Below are 15142 nucleotides of genomic sequence, written 5' to 3'. Positions count from 1 at the left end.
AACAATGGTATTCGGGCAGAAAATCAATCGCAGGAACGCGCTCACGCTAATGGGCGCAGGTGGCGTTGCGGTGCTCGCCGCTACAGCCTGCTGACGGCGGAAGGCGCAAATCCGATGGAACGGCATGACTATTAAGGCTTCCGCCGGCAGGCTGCCGCCCAAGGCCGGTGACGCGATCTACGTCGTGCTGCGGCCGGAAGCGATCCAATGTTCGGCAGGCGAACCGGGCGTCGCCAACCGGGTGAAGGGGCGCATCCGCCAACGCATTTTTCAAGGGCAACCATACATCGCTCAACGTCGAAATCGGCGAGGGGCATGTACTCAACGCGCTCGTTCGTCCGAGCGAAGTGGAAGGGTTCAGCCGCGATGACATCTGGCTTGGCTGGTCCTCGGAGGCGACCAGGCTCATTTCGTCCGGCAACGCTTCATAGAAACGACGTCTCGACGGCGGGCGGTGCCCGTCACCGACTATCAAATGAAATGGAAACGACATGCGTGTAGGTATTGCGGGTGCTGGCTCTATTGCCTTCGGCACTGCCGCCCTTCTGGAAAAGCTCGGACACAAGGCAACGCTCTGGTCGCCGTCTGGCACGGGAACCCTGGCACTTGCCGAGGGAGAAAGCCTGACGGCCGAAGGTGCCCTCGAAGGCACCTTCCTTCCGGCCGTTGCGGAAAGCGCGGAAGATCTGGTAAGCGATGCGGATGCGGTCCTCATCGCGCTGCCGGCCTACGGCCACCGCTTCGTGCTGGACGCGATCGCGCCGCATCTGACGGCCGGGCAGGTCGTGATCTTCAGTTCGCATACCTCGTTCGGAGCGCTTTATCTTTCGTCGCTGCTTGCGGCGCGCGGTATCACCGTGCCGATCGTTGCCTGGGGCACGACGATCGTCAGCGGCCGAAAGCTCGGCCCGGCGGTAGTGCACGTAAATACGATCCGCAAGCAGGTCGACCTGGCGACCGTTCCCACATCGGAGAGTGCGCGCGGGCGTGCGGTCTGCACGGCGCTGTTCGGCGAACACTTCGTCGACCGCGGCAGCCTGCTGGCGATCGCCCTTTCGAACCTGAACCCGCAAAATCACCTCGGCATCGCGCTCGGCAACATGTCGCGCATGGAGCGCGGGGAAAGCTGGGTGCAGGCGCAAAACGTCACCCCCAATATCGGCCGCCTTCTGGAGACGCTCGATCGCGAGCGCCTGGCCATAGCCGAGAAGCTGGACCTGAAGGTGCGCGACATCTTCCAGCATTTCCACCTGTCGTTCCATGTGCCCGTCAGTACCATCTCGCAGATGAACCAGGAAATGTACCAGGCCGGAAACAACGGTACCGGCCCTGCGACAGCGGACAGCCGCTACGTGACGGAAGATGTCCCCTTCGGCTTGGTGGTCACGGCGCAGCTGGCGCGCCTCGCCGGCTGCCCGGCGATCCTGCATGAATCAGGCATCCGTATCTTCTCGGCCATGTATGGCCGGGACTTCGAAGGCGAGAACGATCTCCTGCCCGAACTGGGCCTCGAGCGACTGGGTCTCGAAGGTCTCGACGCCCTGTGCCGCACCGGCTTTCCGCCCATTGCCGCTGCCGGTTGAGCCGAAGGACATGCCTGAATGAACGAACGCTTCCTGTCGCATCTCCGTTCCGAACTCGAGGGCCTGAAGACGGCCGGGCTTTACAAGTCCGAGCGTGTCATCACCTCGAAGCAGGCGGGTGAAATCGCGGTCGCCTCGGGCGACCGTGTGCTCAATTTCTGCGCCAACAACTATCTCGGCCTTGCCGATAACGAGGAGCTCGCCGAGGCCGGCAAGAAGGCGCTCGACCGCTACGGCTACGGCATGGCGTCGGTACGCTTCATCTGCGGCACGCAGGAGGAGCATAAGCAGCTCGAGGCGCGCATCTCGTCGTTCCTCGGCATGGAAGACACGATCCTCTATTCCTCCTGCTTCGATGCCAATGGCGGCCTGTTCGAAACGCTGCTTAGCGAAGAGGACGCGATCATCTCCGACGCGCTCAACCATGCCTCGATCATCGACGGGGTGCGTCTCTCCAAGGCCAAGCGCTTCCGCTATGCCAACAACGACATGGCGGCGCTGGAGGAGGAACTGAAGAAGGCCGAGGGCAGCCGTTTCAAGCTGATCGCCACCGACGGCGTGTTCTCGATGGACGGCATCATCGCCAATCTCAGAGGGGTCTGCGACCTTGCCGACAAATACGGCGCCATGATCATGGTCGACGACAGCCATGCGGTCGGTTTCGTCGGCACGAATGGCCGCGGCTCGGCGGAGCACTGTGGCGTCGAGGGCCGGGTCGACATCATCACCGGCACGCTTGGCAAGGCGCTCGGCGGTGCCTCCGGCGGCTATACCTCGGCCAAGGCCGAGGTCGTCGACTGGCTCCGGCAGCGTTCACGCCCCTATCTGTTCTCCAACACGCTGGCGCCGGTGATCGCTGCGGCCTCGCTCAAGGTCTTCGATCTGATCGAGAACGGCGATGCGCTGCGCGAGCGGCTCTATGCCAATGCGGCGCTGTTCCGCACCGAGATGTCGAAGCTCGGCTTCACGCTTGCCGGCGAGGGGCATCCGATCATCCCGGTCATGCTCGGCGATGCGGCGCTCGCCCAGGAGATGGCGGCACGCATGCTGAAGAAGGGCGTCTATGTCATCGGCTTCTCCTTCCCGGTTGTGCCGAAGGGGCAGGCGCGCATCCGCACGCAGATGTCGGCGGCGCACAGCGAAAACGACGTGCGCCGGGCGATCGCCGCCTTCGAAGAGGTCGGCCGCGAGCTCGGGGTGATCTGAGGGGAGGGACTGATGACGAACATGATGAAGGCGCTGGTCAAGTCGAAGCCGGAAGAAGGTCTCTGGATGGAGCGTGTGCCGGTGCCGGAGATCGGCCCGAACGACGTGCTGATCAAGGTCAAGAAATCGGCGATCTGCGGCACCGACGTGCACATCTGGAACTGGGACCAGTGGGCGCAGAAGACGATACCGGTGCCGATGGTCGTCGGCCATGAGTTCATGGGCGAGATTGCCGAGGTCGGTTCGGCCGTCACCAAGTACCATGTCGGCGAACGGGTGTCGGGCGAGGGGCATATCGTCTGCGGCAAGTGCCGCAACTGCCGTGCCGGCCGCGGGCATCTGTGCCGCAACACGCTGGGCGTCGGCGTCAACCGGCCGGGCTCGTTCGGCGAGTTCGTCTGCCTGCCGGAATACAACGTCGTGCCGATCCCGGACGACGTGCCCGATGAGATCGCCGCGATCTTCGACCCGTTCGGCAATGCCGTGCACACGGCGCTTTCCTTCGATCTCGTCGGCGAGGACGTGCTCGTCACCGGCGCCGGGCCGATCGGCATCATGGGGGCGCTGGTCGCCAAGCGCTCCGGCGCCCGCAAGGTGGTCATCACCGACATCAACCCGACACGGCTGGCGCTTGCGAAAAGCGTCGGCATCGACCACGTCGTCGACGCCTCCAAGGAAAACCTTGCCGACGTGATGAAGGCGATCGGCATGACCGAGGGCTTCGACGTCGGCTTGGAAATGTCCGGTGCCGCACCGGCCTTCCGCGACATGATCGACAAGATGAACAATGGCGGCAAGATCGCCATCCTCGGCATTGCGCCGGCCGGCTTCGAGATCGACTGGAACAAGGTGATCTTCAAGATGCTGAACCTCAAGGGCATCTACGGCCGCGAGATGTTCGAGACCTGGTACAAGATGATCGCCTTCGTCCAGGGCGGGCTTGACCTTTCCCCGGTCATCACCCACCGCATCAAGATCGACGAGTTCCGCGACGGCTTCGAGGCCATGCGCTCCGGCAATTCCGGCAAGGTGGTGATGGACTGGTAAGGCTCGACGGGCCGGTCGATCTCGGATCGCCTCGTCGAGAAAAATTGTCTTTTGTCACTAGAACTGAGAATGCGTTTTATGCACTATTGAATGCCTACAATGCAAGGAGCGCATGATAGCCCATGGAAGTTCGCGATCTCGAGGCCTTTCTCGCCGTTATGTCGACGGGCAGCATTACCGGTGCCGCCCGGCTGCTTGACCGCTCGCAATCGCAGGTGACGCGCCTGATCCAGGATCTTGAGACGTCGCTCGGCTTTGCGCTGTTCGAGCGAAATGGCCCGAGGATCGCGCCGACCGACAAGGGCATTGCCTTCCATGAGGATGCGGAGCGTTTCGTCAGCGGCATCGGCCATCTGCGCAACCGCGCCAAGGCAATCGCTGACAAGGAGCCCGAGCCGATTGAGATCGCCGCGACCCCGGCGTTCGCCAGCGGCATCATTCCGATCGCGCTCGCAGAACTGCCGGAACAACTGCTGCCGCACACGATCAATCTTCGCAGCATGCCGGCCGAGGCTGCCGTTCAGTCGGTGTTCGCCCGCACGGCGGATTTCTGCGTGACCTCGCTGCCGGCAGACCAGCCGGGCCTGGAGGTACAAGGGTTCTTCGAAGGCCGTTGCGTGGCTGCAGTTGCGCCGCACGATCCGCTGGCCGCCAAGGACGTGATCTCGATCGCCGATCTTGCCGGGCGCGCGCTCGTCACGATGTCCAATCCGTTTCGGCTCCGCCATAGCGTCGATGAAGCGCTCGATGCAGCCGGGGTGCGGCCCAATCGGATCATCGCGACGAACGCGGCAAACAACGCCGTGCAGATCGCATCACTCGGCCTTGGCGTGGCGATCATCGAGCCGGCGACGGCCTACGGCCTGCAATCGGCGCCGATCGTCGTTCGGCCGCTCGATGTCGAGATCCCCTTCCTGTGGGCAATCCTGTCGGCAGGTTCGCGCCCGCTCTCTGCCGGCGTCCGGGAACTCATTCAACTGATAGCGCGGATCGCCTCGGAGCGGATACCGGATCTTAGCGTCCACGATCCCAAGCAGATGGCGCGTATCGCCGAAAGGAGCTTTGCCGGCAGGAAGGCCGGCATCGGTGCGCTGCCGGACAACCCGGCGGCGGAATAAAGGGGAGCAAAAGCTCTAAACGCTCACACGGAAATTGAGCCTGCTAAAATGAGGAGAACGAGATGAACAATTTTGACGTAACCCGCCGATCGGCAATGAAGCTGCTGGCGGCTGGGGCTGGCGTGCTTGCTGCGCCTTCGATCCTTCGCCCGGCTTTCGCACAGAGCAAGGTCGTCAACATCACGACCTATGACAAGTTCGTACCGCAGTCCTTCATCGACCAGTTCCAGAAGGATACCGGTATCGAGGTGCGCATTCGGCTGACCGACGACCAGGGAAAGCAGTACAACCTCCTGACCGCGGAGGGGGCCGCACCCTCCACCGACATCGTGACCGTGACCGGACACCGCCTCTCACAGTTCATGAAGTCGAACCTCTTGGCGACGCTCGACACCGGGCGGCTGAAGAACTGGGACAAGCTCGCCGCCGCCTACAAGGGCGCGCCGCAGTTGACCGTCGACGGTAAGACCTTCGGCGTGCCGCTGCTTGCGGGCTTCGAGGGCCTCGTACGCAACACCGAATACGCCAAGGCCTCCGACAGCTGGAGCATCATGTTCGATGACGAGAACAAGAACCTGACGTCCTATATCGTCAGCGACTTCCTCTCGATCGTCATGCGCTACCAGGGCAACGACGGCGACTACGTGACCTATGGCGACAAGCCGGATGTCGCGCAGGCGGCGACGAACCAGGCCCGCGATTTCCTCATCCAGCACAAGGACAAGGTTCGCAAGTATTACGATGCCGGCTCCGAGCTGCAGCAGATGTTCGTCAACGAGGACATCTACCTGGCGCAGGCCTGGTCCGGGCCGGCCGCCAAGCTCGTCATGGACGGACATCCGATCGAGATCTCGGTGCCGAAGGAAGGCACTTTCGGCTTCCTCTATTCGTTCAACATCGTCAACAACGCACCGAACGCCGACGCGGCCTACACCTTCCTCGACGCCATCCTGTCTTCGCCGGAGATCGGCGCTGCGATGACTCGCCAGTCCGGCTTCTCGTCGGCCTTCGAAGGCGTCGACAAGGTGCTGGACGACAAGGAGCGCGCCGCGCTGTCGCTGCCGCCCGAGCAGGTCGAACGCATCCAGTTCTTCAGCTCGGTCAACCGCGACATGAAGAACGAGATGATCGACAAGGCCGCCGCCGAGATCAAGGCAGCCTGACGTCTGAAATTCGGGCGATCGGCTGCGGCCGGTCGCCTTTAAAAAATGGACTCTTCCAGAGCCGGGAACAAAGAGAATGCTGGATACGACAATACAACCGCCATCCGTCGGTTTGTCGATGGTGCCGCGCTATGCCGGTTGGATCGGCAGGACGGCGCGTTCGGGGCTTTATCGCCATACAATCGGACTTCTCGTCGAAAGCCGGCGCGTGCGTCTCGCCGTGCTCGCCGGAGTGCCACTTGTCTGGATCGCCATGCTGCATATCGGCCCGATCCTGCAGATGGCCAATATCAGCCTTCTTGCCAACTACCCGCCTCAGCCGGACAAAAGCAGCGAATATACGCTTGCGAACTATGGGCTGTTCTTTTCTGACCGGCTCTATTTCCTGCCCTTCGTCCGCAGCCTGATCTTTGCCGCTGTGGTGACGATCTCGACGTTGGTGATCGTCTACCCCGTTGCCTACTACGTGGCGAAGGTGGTGCAGCCGAAGAACCGGATGCGGGCCCTGTTGTTGCTGCTCATACCCTTCTGGGCCGGTGAACTGATCCGCACCTTCTCCGTCATCATGCTGCTTGCCAACCGCGGGGCGCTGAACGTGGTCCTGCGCGAGTTCGGCTTCATCGACCGGCCGATCCCGATGCTCTACACCTTCTTTTCGCTGAGCTTCGGCGTCATCTATCTGCTCGCGCTCTACATGCTCCTGCCGCTCTATTCGGCGATCGAGAAGATCCCGACGCCGCTGATCCATGCAGCCGCCGACCTCGGCGCCGGACCCCTCCAGCGGTTCCGCCGGGTCATCCTGCCGCTTTCCAAGGACGGCATCGTCTCCGGCTGCAGCCTCGTCTACCTGACGGCCGTCGGCGTCTTCGCAGCACCGCTGCTGCTCGGTGGCCCCAATGCGGTGATCTTTCCCGAGGTCATCGCGACCCTCTTCCACGGGTCGAACGACAAATGGCCGGAAGGTGCCGCCTTCTCGATGATCATGCTGGTGGTGTCGCTGACGACCGTCGGGCTGTTCATGCGGGTCGTCGGCGGCCGCTCCGTCCGGCTGATGTGAGGGCGGACCGATGCGAAATTATTTTAATGACCTTCCGAAAACCGCGCTCGGCGCCTCCTACTGGATCTTCGCCGTCTATCTGGTCTTGCCGCTGGCGCTGATGACGGCGATGAGTTTCAAGGACGCGAACTTCATCGCCTTCCCGATCGGCAACTGGACGCTTTCCTGGTACGGCAAGGTGGTCCAGGACAAGCAGTTCCTCGAAGCCTCGCTCTATTCGCTCGGCATCGCGCTCGCCACCACGGTCTCGGCGACGATCATCGGCGTCTGGATCGCGCTTCTCGTGTCGGCGGAAAACATCTGGGGCAAGGCGGTGATCTTCGCGCTTGCCTGTCTGCCCGCCGTCGTGCCGGGGCTGATCAACGCGATCTCGATGCGCATCTTCATCCGTGCCGTCGACATCCCGACCGGGACCTTCGCAATCATCCTCGCGCATGCGGTTCATGCCGTGCCCTTCGTCGTCATCATGGTTCTGACGCGGCTGCGTTCGATGCCGGCCAATTTGGTGGACGCGGCGCGCGATCTCGGGGCCGACCCCTTCATCGCCTTCCTGCGCGTCACCATCCCCTATCTGATGCCGGCGCTCTTCGGCGGCATGATCTTCTGCGTGCTGACCAGCATCGACGACTTCGTCCGCACCTTCTTCCTCGGCGGCTACCAGCCGACGCTGCCCATGCTGATCTTCGCCAAGGTGCAAGGCGGCATGTCGCCGGAAATCAACGCCATGGCGACCATCGTGCTCGTCGTCACCACCGCCATCGGCCTTTACGCCGAGCATTTCACCCGCCGTTCCAGGAGCTGACGCGAATGCAACCTGTCGTCCATTTCAAGAACGTCAACAAGTCCTATGGAGCGCTTACCGCTGTCGATGATCTCGATCTTTCGATCGCGCCCGGCCAGTTTGTCACGCTGCTCGGCCCTTCAGGCTGCGGCAAGTCGACGACGCTACGCATGCTCGGCGGTTTCGACAGCCCGACGTCGGGGGAAATCTACCTCGAAGGCAAGCCGATTTCGCACCTGCCGCCGAACAAGCGCAACGTCAACATCGTCTTCCAGGATTATGCGCTCTTCCCGCACCTGACGGTCGGCCGTAACATCGCCTTCGGTCTGGAGCTGAAGGGCATGGAAAGTGCCGCGATCCACAGGCGGGTCACCGAGCTTCTCTCTCTTGTCTCGCTTGAGGACCATGCCGAGCGCATGCCGGCGCAGCTCTCCGGCGGACAGCGCCAGCGCGTGGCGTTGATGCGGGCGTTGGCTCCCGATCCGAACGTGCTGCTCCTCGACGAGCCGCTTTCGGCGCTCGACGCCAAGCTGCGCCAGCAGATGCAGATCGAGCTCAAATCGATCCAAAAGAAGACGGGCAAGACCTTCATCTTCGTCACCCATGACCAGGAAGAGGCGCTCACCATGTCCGATGTCATCGTTGTGATGAACAGGGGCAGGATCGAGCAGATGGGCGGACCGGACGAGCTTTATGCCCGGCCGCGCAGCCGCTTCGTCGCGAACTTCATCGGCCAGAGCAATTTTCTCGAGGGCACGATCGTATCGGTTTCGGGCGAGATCGCCGCGGTCCAGTGGCGCGGCAACGTCGTGAACGCGGACGTGAACGGCACGGCGCCGATCCCGGGAGACCATGTCACCCTGGCGCTGCGTCCGGAGGCGGTTTTCTGCCTGTCGCGCAAGCCCGAAGATCGCCCGTCGCTCAAAGCGCGTATCAACCAGCGCGTCTTCAAGGGCGCCCACACGTCGCTGACCGTCACGCTCGACAACGGGAGCACGCTCTTGGCGCAGATCGACCCGGTGGCACTTTCACATGTCGAAGGAGACGACGTCTGGGTGGGTTGGCGCGACAGCGACGCCGTCTTGCTGGCGAAATGAAAGGGAGACCGGGGATGACCGACAGTCAAAACAGGCAGCGGCTTGCCGAGCTCAATGCGCGCGTAAGGCAGGATCTGAGCTATCTCAACTATCCGCCGGCCAACTGGTCGAAGCCTGTGACGACGGCGGCGGGCGATGCCGTGAGCGACGTGGTGGTGATCGGCGGCGGTATGTGCGGGCTCGTTGCCTGGCATGCGCTCACGCGCGCCGGCATTGCCAATCTGCGCATCGTCGATCGTGCGCCGAAGGGTTTCGAGGGGCCCTGGGTTACCTATGCGCGCATGGAGACGCTGCGCTCGCCGAAGAACCTTCTCGGCCCGGCGCTGGGTATTGCCTCGCTCAGCTTTCGCGCCTGGTTCACCGCACTTAATGGCGAAGCGGAATGGGACGAACTGTTCCGTATCCCGCGGCCGATGTGGATGGATTACCTGCGCTGGTATCGCGAGGTCATGGATGTTCCGGTCGAAAACGATACCCATGTCACCCGCATCGTGCCGCGCACCGACGGTCTGCTGGAGCTTGAAATCGCCGGCGGCGCGAAGCCTGCGATCATCACCCGCAAGCTGGTGATGGCGACCGGCCGCGACGGGCTCGGCGAGCCGACCATTCCCGACTTCGTCAAGGGAATGGAGCGGCACAGGTCCTGGGCGCATTCGGCCGACGACATCGACTTCGTTCGTCTGAAGGGCAAACGTGTCGTCGTCATCGGCGTCGGCGCTTCGGCGGTGGATAATGCGGCGGAGGCCCTGGAGCAGGGGGCAGGAGAGGTGCGGCTTCTCGCCCGCCGCAAGGAAATGCCGACCGTCAACAAGCTGATGGGCATCGGCTCCTATGGCGTCACCGCAGGCTTTGCCGAGATTTCTCCTGAATGGCGCTGGCGGCTGATGGACTATGCGGCCAAGCAGCAGACGCCGGCGCCGCACAATTCGACACTGCGTGTCAGCCGGCATCCGAACGCCTACTTCCATTTCGGCTGCGGCATCCGCTCGATGAAGGAGGAGAGCGGCGAGGTCGTCATCACCACCACCAACGGTCGCATCTTCCGCACCGATTTCGTCATCCTCGGCACCGGCTTCTCGATCGATCCGATGAGCCGTAGCGAGCTTGCCCCCTATCAGGACCGGATCGCCTGCTGGGAGGATCGCTATGCGCCGCCGCCGGGCGAAGAAAACCCTGGGCTCGGGCGCTTCCCCTGGCTGAACGCGGATTTCTCCTTCACCGAGAAGGAGTCCGGAACGGCGCCCTGGCTGAAGGACATCCATTGCTTCAACTACGGTGCCTCCGTCAGCGTCGGCAAGGTCAGCGGCGACATCCCCGCCATCAGCGAAGGCGCCCTCTGGCTGGCGCGCGGGGTTGCCGCCTCGCTCTTCATCCGCGACGTCGACTACCATTGGGAAGCGCTGATCGCCTACGAAAAGCCGGAGCTCGACGGGACCGAATGGGTCGATGCCGACGCGCCGGCGCCGGCACAGAAGACGGCATGAACCTCATTTCAGAGGACTGGAAAAACAATGACCTCACCATCGACGAATGACGTGATCGACACCGTGCTCGGGCTCGATCGCTTTCCCGACCTGCAGGCGCTGCGCGAACAACGGGCGAAACTGAAACACTTGAGCCAGACGAGCTATCAGGCAGCCCTTCGCCCCGCCGAGCCGCGCAACTTCTCCTATGCGCTGAGGGCGGCACTTGCCGCGCGTATGGCGGCACTCTGGAAGTCGCAGGAACTTGCCGCGCATTTCCGGGCGCTGCTCGAACGCGAGGAGGAGGGCTCCGGGTTGGCGTCGATTGCCGATCCTGGCAACGGCACCGAAGATCCCCGCCTTCAGGCGATTCTCGCCCATGTCGATCTGGTCACGCTTTCACCAAAGGAGGCGACGCGCGCCCATATCGAAAAGCTTCTTGCGGCCGGCCTCGACGACCGGGACATCGTCACACTCGCCGGGCTTATCGCCTTCGTGAACTATCAGGTGCTGGTGGTGGCTGGCCTCAAGATGCTGAGGGATAACTAACATGTCACAAGCCGTGCACGAATTCACCGTCGAAGCGCTCGACTGGAAGCCCTATGTCAAGCCGGTCGATGTCGATACGGCGACAGCCGAACAGCTCGACGCGCTGAAGATTACGCCTTCCAACAAGAAAATCTCGGACTATGTGCTGGTTCTTGCCAACGAGCCGGAAACCTTGAAGGAGCGCACGCCGCTCTTCAACGACATCATGTATAGCGAGGGCGGCCTCTCCCGCGGCGGTCGCGAGATTGGTGCGCTTGCCGCGTCCTTCGTCAACCGCTGCATCTACTGCGCTTCGGTCCACGCCGCGCGCTACATCCAGCTCGAAAAGCGGCCGGAGGTGGTGGACGAGATCTATGGCAGCGGCCTCGACGCGAACCTGCCGGAGTTCGAGCAGGCGCTGTTCAATTTCGGCGTCGACCTGACGGCCCACCCGGACAATGTCGGCGCCTACCAGTTCTACCATCTGCGCGAGATAGGCCTCGACGACCTCCAGATCCTCGATCTCATTCATGCGGTTGCGATCTTCGGCTGGGCCAACCGCCTGATGCATACGCTCGGCGAACCACACCGGCTGGATTGAGTGAAACACGCGCCTTGCGACCATACTGCGGTGACGATCCGCCCCTTCGACATCGCGCATCGCGACGTGCTCCGCATCGCGCTGCCGATGATGGTCGCCTATCTGTCGAGCCCGCTGGTCGGGCTCGTTGCGACCGGTGTTATCGGCCAGCTGCGTGACGAGACTCTGATCGGCGGCGTGGCGCTTTCCACCGTCATCTTCGACGTCATCTTCGTCACTTTCAATTTCCTGCGCGGCGCGACCACGGGCTTTACCGCCCAGGCGCTCGGCGCCGGTGATCGACGCGAAGAGCAGCGCATGCTCGCAAGCGGGCTCATCATCGCGCTGGTGGCGGGGTTGGCGTTGCTTCTGCTTCAAAAGCCGATCGGCGCGCTCGGTCTTGCCGTTATGGGAGCGGAGGGGAAAATGGCCGAGGCGGCCGCCACATATTTCGTCTGGCGCGTGTGGTCGGCGCCCTTCGTTCTGTTCAATTTCGTGGTCTTCGGCTGGATCATCGGGCGCGGCGATTCGCTCTGGGGCATGATCCTGCAAACCCTGCTCAATGCACTGAACGCCGGCTTGAGTGTCCATTGGGCCCTCGGCCTTGGCTGGGGCGTGGCGGGTGTTGCGGCGGCTTCGTTGGTGGCGGAGGCTGTCACGGCGCTGGCGGGGCTCTATCTCATCTGGACAAAGACCGACCGGACCGCCTGGAACCCGCCGGATCTTACCGCCTTTCGCCGCGCCTTCTCGGTGAACGGCGACATGATGATCCGGTCCTTCGCGCTTCTGATCGGTCTCTCCTTCTTCACTCGCCAGAGCGGCATGCTCGGCATCGAGATCCTCGCCGCCAATACGATCCTGCTGCGGTTCTATTTCTTCGGTGTCGCCTTTCTCGACGGGGTGGCAACGGCGGCGGAGCAGCTGGCCGGCCGGGCCGTCGGCGCGCGCTACCGGCCGGCCTTCGACCGGGCTGTCGGCTTGACCACGATGTGGGGCTTCATCTTTGCCGGGATCGTCGCGTTATCACTGCTTGCGGCCGGCGACTGGGTGATCGGCATCACCGCCCCGACGGAGAGCGTGTCCGCGCTTGCGCATACCTACCTGCCCTATGTCGCCGCTCTCCCGATCTTCGGCATCGTCGCCTTCCAGATGGACGGCGTCTATATCGGCGCTACGTGGTCGAAACAGATGCGAAACCTGATGGTCGCGTCACTGGCGATCTATTTTGCCGCCTGGGCGATCCTGCAGCCCGTGTTCGGCAATGACGGCTTGTGGATCGCGCTGATCCTGTTCCAAAGCGCCCGCAGCGTCGCCTTCCGGCTGATGCTGCCGCGGCTCGCCGACCGTACGTTTTCGACGGCGTGGCAATGACCGGGCTTCAGCGTTCAGCTATGCCCAGTCTCGGGTCGACGGTAACAGAGGCAGCGCCAGCGGATTGGTGCGATGCCCGTCAATCAGCTCCGCCAGGAGAAGCGCGGTTGTCGGTCCCAGGGTGAAGCCCTGGTGCCCATGGCCGAAATGGAACCAAAGGCCCTTGTGCCGACTGGGCCCGACGACCGGTAACATGTCGGGCATGCAGGGGCGCGTGCCCGACCACGGGGTTGCTTCAACGGGCTCGCGCAGCGTGAAGAGTTCGCGGGCGGCGCTGACGGCGTGCCGTATCTGCCGCGACGCCGGCGCGGTGCCGAGTGGCGCCAGGTGCGCGCCGGTCAAGACCCGCCACCCCGCGTTCATCGGGGCGATGAGGGCGGAGCTATCGACGTCCAGCATCGAAATGCGAGGACCTTCCTCGCCTCCAAAGTGCCAATGATAGCCGCGTTTGAACACCATGGGGACACGATAGCCGAACCGCGCCAAGAGCACCGGTGACCACGGCCCCAGAGCGACGACCGCGTTTTCAGCCGTGACGTCGCCGTCCTCCGCCCGGACCCGCCAGCCGACGCCGGTCTGCTGCAGGGACATGGCGTCGCCCCGGGCGACTTTCCCGCCACGGGCGACGAAGAGCGCGGCATAGCGCGCGACCAGCTCGCCGGGATCGCGGCAGGTCCACGGCGAGGTCCAGTGGACCGCGCCCGCCAGCCGGCTTTTGAGGGCAGGCTCGCTTGCCGCAAGTTCGTCGGACGTAAGCACGGCCGACGGCACGCCGTAATCACGCTTCAGGCGCGAAGCGGTCGCGGCAGCTGCGTCGAGTTTCGCGCGTGAACGGTAGACCGCGCGCCAGCCCTGGCGAACGATCAGGTCATCGGCTTTGGCTGGCTCGACGAAGCGCGCGTGGTCGTCGCTCGCCCTTAGCGCCAGCTTCGAATAGGCCGCGATGGTTCTCGCATAGGGCGTGGGTGCCGATTGCGTGAAATAGCGCCAAAGCGGCCCTGCCAGGTGCGGCATGTCGCCGAGCCGCCAGTCCGTATCGTTGCCGCGCTTCAGAGCGACCCTGATGATTTCGGCAAGCGAGCGGGGGAAGGCATAGGGTTCGACGGCCTCGGTCTGGATGATGCCGGCGTTGCCGTAGCTGGTTTCCCGGCCCGGCGCCTTGCGATCGATGAGCACCACCTCGTGCCCGGCCTCCTTTAAGGCGAGCGCGGTGGAGACGCCGACCATGCCGGCGCCGAGGACGATAGAGGTGGTCATTGTAGATACCGAAGAAGAGTGTGTCAGAAAGTCAGGCGGGAGTTGTAGCCGACCACGAACTGGATGAAGCGCGACACGTCGACCATGTCGTCGCCCTGATAGCGGATCGTGTAGCCGTCGGTGCGTTCGACGCCCTTGAGATAGGAGAGGTACTCGGCGGGAAGGCGGTTGCGGAAGACGATCTCAAGGACAGGGTTTTCCAGCTTGAACGGTTTGGCCGAGCCGGCTTTCGCCAGCGCCGACTTGACGCCCTCGCGGATGCGGCGATGGGCGACGGCGGGGGTCAGCGTGATCGCCGATTGTGTACTGTAGACCTGCTTGACCGGCACCGTCACGATGTCGCCGATGCGCTCCCTGATCTCCTCCAGAGCGAGGTTGTCGCCGGATGCGAGCAGCACCGGGACGCCGAAATGTCCGGCAATGGCGGCGTTGATGCCGGCCTCCGGCATGACGACGCCGTTGATCCGCACTTCGGCGAACGCCGTACCGCCGATCGTGTGCGACAGCACGCCGCCCAAATGGCTCGCTCCAGCGTGGTAGCCGAGAAGCATGGCGCCGACGAAGGAGCCGAGTTCGACGCCCTGCATCATCATGAGCGGTCGCGGCCAGCTGCGCACAACCTGCACATAGTCGGGCAGACGGTCGATCAGGATGCTCTCGCCATTTCCGTGGGAATCGCTGAGGATGATTTCCTCTACACCTTCCTCATGCGCAGCTTCGCAGGCATGGACCACTGTGTCGGTCATCCAGCGCCGGGCGTTTTCGTATTCGAAACCTTCGGGCATCAGGTGGTCGCGACTGACGACCCCGACGATCCCCTCGATGTCAGCGGAAATATAGATGCGCATTCCTGCCTCCCCGGTCAGCCGCGCGCGGGCGCGGATAATGCAT

Annotated in this window: 15 protein-coding genes; 13 read left to right on the top strand and 2 right to left on the bottom strand. The window is 63.3% G+C overall.

Features of this window, described 5'->3' with window-relative positions:
• Positions 1-124 precede the first annotated feature (124 nt).
• The 13 genes from QM996_RS27015 (at position 125) to QM996_RS26955 (ending at position 12994) form a co-directional block, all read left to right on the top strand.
• Positions 125-370, top strand: coding sequence for a TOBE domain-containing protein (locus QM996_RS27015; RefSeq protein WP_500270406.1), 246 nt, complete (start codon positions 125-127; stop codon positions 368-370).
• Between the two features lie 121 nt (positions 371-491).
• Positions 492-1583: an NAD/NADP octopine/nopaline dehydrogenase family protein gene (locus tag QM996_RS27010; RefSeq protein WP_334196966.1), complete on the top strand. Its 1092-nt coding sequence runs from the start codon at positions 492-494 to the stop codon at positions 1581-1583.
• An 18-nt stretch (positions 1584-1601) separates the two neighbouring features.
• Positions 1602-2789, top strand: a complete 1188-nt coding sequence (locus QM996_RS27005; RefSeq protein ID WP_334196965.1) for a glycine C-acetyltransferase — start codon at positions 1602-1604, stop codon at positions 2787-2789.
• A gap of 12 nt (positions 2790-2801) precedes the next feature.
• Positions 2802-3836, top strand: coding sequence for an L-threonine 3-dehydrogenase (gene tdh, locus QM996_RS27000; RefSeq protein ID WP_334196964.1), 1035 nt, complete (start codon positions 2802-2804; stop codon positions 3834-3836).
• A gap of 122 nt (positions 3837-3958) precedes the next feature.
• A complete protein-coding gene (locus QM996_RS26995; protein ID WP_334196963.1) occupies positions 3959-4954 on the top strand; it encodes a LysR family transcriptional regulator in 996 nt (331 codons plus the stop codon).
• A gap of 62 nt (positions 4955-5016) precedes the next feature.
• Positions 5017-6117 (top strand): extracellular solute-binding protein, encoded by a 1101-nt coding sequence (locus tag QM996_RS26990; protein ID WP_334196962.1) that lies wholly within the window; start codon positions 5017-5019, stop codon positions 6115-6117.
• 76 nt (positions 6118-6193) lie between these two features.
• Entirely contained in the window at positions 6194-7174 is a 981-nt protein-coding gene (locus QM996_RS26985; RefSeq protein ID WP_334196961.1) for an ABC transporter permease, read from the top strand.
• Between the two features lie 10 nt (positions 7175-7184).
• The gene (locus QM996_RS26980) at positions 7185-7976 is read left to right on the top strand and encodes an ABC transporter permease (RefSeq protein WP_334196960.1); all 792 of its coding nucleotides are present in this window, start codon (positions 7185-7187) and stop codon (positions 7974-7976) included.
• Positions 7977-7981: 5 nt separating this feature from the next.
• Positions 7982-9052, top strand: a complete 1071-nt coding sequence (locus QM996_RS26975) for an ABC transporter ATP-binding protein (RefSeq protein ID WP_334196959.1) — start codon at positions 7982-7984, stop codon at positions 9050-9052.
• Between the two features lie 14 nt (positions 9053-9066).
• Positions 9067-10536, top strand: a complete 1470-nt coding sequence (locus tag QM996_RS26970; RefSeq protein WP_334196958.1) for an NAD(P)-binding domain-containing protein — start codon at positions 9067-9069, stop codon at positions 10534-10536.
• 27 nt (positions 10537-10563) lie between these two features.
• On the top strand, positions 10564-11064 hold the full coding sequence (locus QM996_RS26965; protein ID WP_173519815.1) for a CMD domain-containing protein: 501 nt from the start codon (positions 10564-10566) through the stop codon (positions 11062-11064).
• A 1-nt stretch (position 11065) separates the two neighbouring features.
• Entirely contained in the window at positions 11066-11644 is a 579-nt protein-coding gene (locus QM996_RS26960; protein WP_173519816.1) for a peroxidase-related enzyme, read from the top strand.
• Complete coding sequence (locus tag QM996_RS26955; protein ID WP_334196957.1) at positions 11645-12994, top strand: MATE family efflux transporter; 1350 nt, start codon at positions 11645-11647, stop codon at positions 12992-12994.
• An 18-nt stretch (positions 12995-13012) separates the two neighbouring features.
• Here the strand turns inward: QM996_RS26955 and QM996_RS26950 are convergent, their stop codons facing one another.
• Together QM996_RS26950 and QM996_RS26945 are read right to left on the bottom strand one after the other, a co-directional pair.
• Positions 13013-14251 carry an NAD(P)/FAD-dependent oxidoreductase gene (locus QM996_RS26950; RefSeq protein WP_334196956.1) on the bottom strand — a complete coding sequence of 413 codons (1239 nt, stop codon included), beginning with the start codon at positions 14249-14251 and terminating at the stop codon, positions 13013-13015.
• A gap of 23 nt (positions 14252-14274) precedes the next feature.
• Positions 14275-15099: a M55 family metallopeptidase gene (locus QM996_RS26945; protein ID WP_334196955.1), complete on the bottom strand. Its 825-nt coding sequence runs from the start codon at positions 15097-15099 to the stop codon at positions 14275-14277.
• Positions 15100-15142 lie beyond the last annotated feature (43 nt).

It is taken from the genome of Sinorhizobium chiapasense (genome assembly GCF_045277575.1).
GTDB lineage: Bacteria > Pseudomonadota > Alphaproteobacteria > Rhizobiales > Rhizobiaceae > Ensifer > Ensifer chiapasense_A.
Note: the sequence above shows the minus strand (reverse complement) of the source record. Positions and strands in the feature narration are given on the sequence as shown.

Coding starts and splice junctions, on each gene's coding strand:
- QM996_RS26975 (WP_334196959.1), top strand. CDS start 7,982: ATGCAACCTGTCGTCCATTTCAAGAACGTCAACAAGTCCTATGGAGCG.
- QM996_RS27005 (WP_334196965.1), top strand. CDS start 1,602: ATGAACGAACGCTTCCTGTCGCATCTCCGTTCCGAACTCGAGGGCCTG.
- QM996_RS26985 (WP_334196961.1), top strand. CDS start 6,194: ATGCTGGATACGACAATACAACCGCCATCCGTCGGTTTGTCGATGGTG.
- QM996_RS26945 (WP_334196955.1), bottom strand. CDS start 15,099: ATGCGCATCTATATTTCCGCTGACATCGAGGGGATCGTCGGGGTCGTC.
- QM996_RS26995 (WP_334196963.1), top strand. CDS start 3,959: ATGGAAGTTCGCGATCTCGAGGCCTTTCTCGCCGTTATGTCGACGGGC.
- QM996_RS26950 (WP_334196956.1), bottom strand. CDS start 14,251: ATGACCACCTCTATCGTCCTCGGCGCCGGCATGGTCGGCGTCTCCACC.
- QM996_RS26960 (WP_173519816.1), top strand. CDS start 11,066: ATGTCACAAGCCGTGCACGAATTCACCGTCGAAGCGCTCGACTGGAAG.
- QM996_RS27015 (WP_500270406.1), top strand. CDS start 125: ATGACTATTAAGGCTTCCGCCGGCAGGCTGCCGCCCAAGGCCGGTGAC.
- QM996_RS26970 (WP_334196958.1), top strand. CDS start 9,067: ATGACCGACAGTCAAAACAGGCAGCGGCTTGCCGAGCTCAATGCGCGC.
- QM996_RS27010 (WP_334196966.1), top strand. CDS start 492: ATGCGTGTAGGTATTGCGGGTGCTGGCTCTATTGCCTTCGGCACTGCC.
- QM996_RS26965 (WP_173519815.1), top strand. CDS start 10,564: ATGACCTCACCATCGACGAATGACGTGATCGACACCGTGCTCGGGCTC.
- QM996_RS26990 (WP_334196962.1), top strand. CDS start 5,017: ATGAACAATTTTGACGTAACCCGCCGATCGGCAATGAAGCTGCTGGCG.
- QM996_RS26980 (WP_334196960.1), top strand. CDS start 7,185: ATGCGAAATTATTTTAATGACCTTCCGAAAACCGCGCTCGGCGCCTCC.
- tdh (WP_334196964.1), top strand. CDS start 2,802: ATGACGAACATGATGAAGGCGCTGGTCAAGTCGAAGCCGGAAGAAGGT.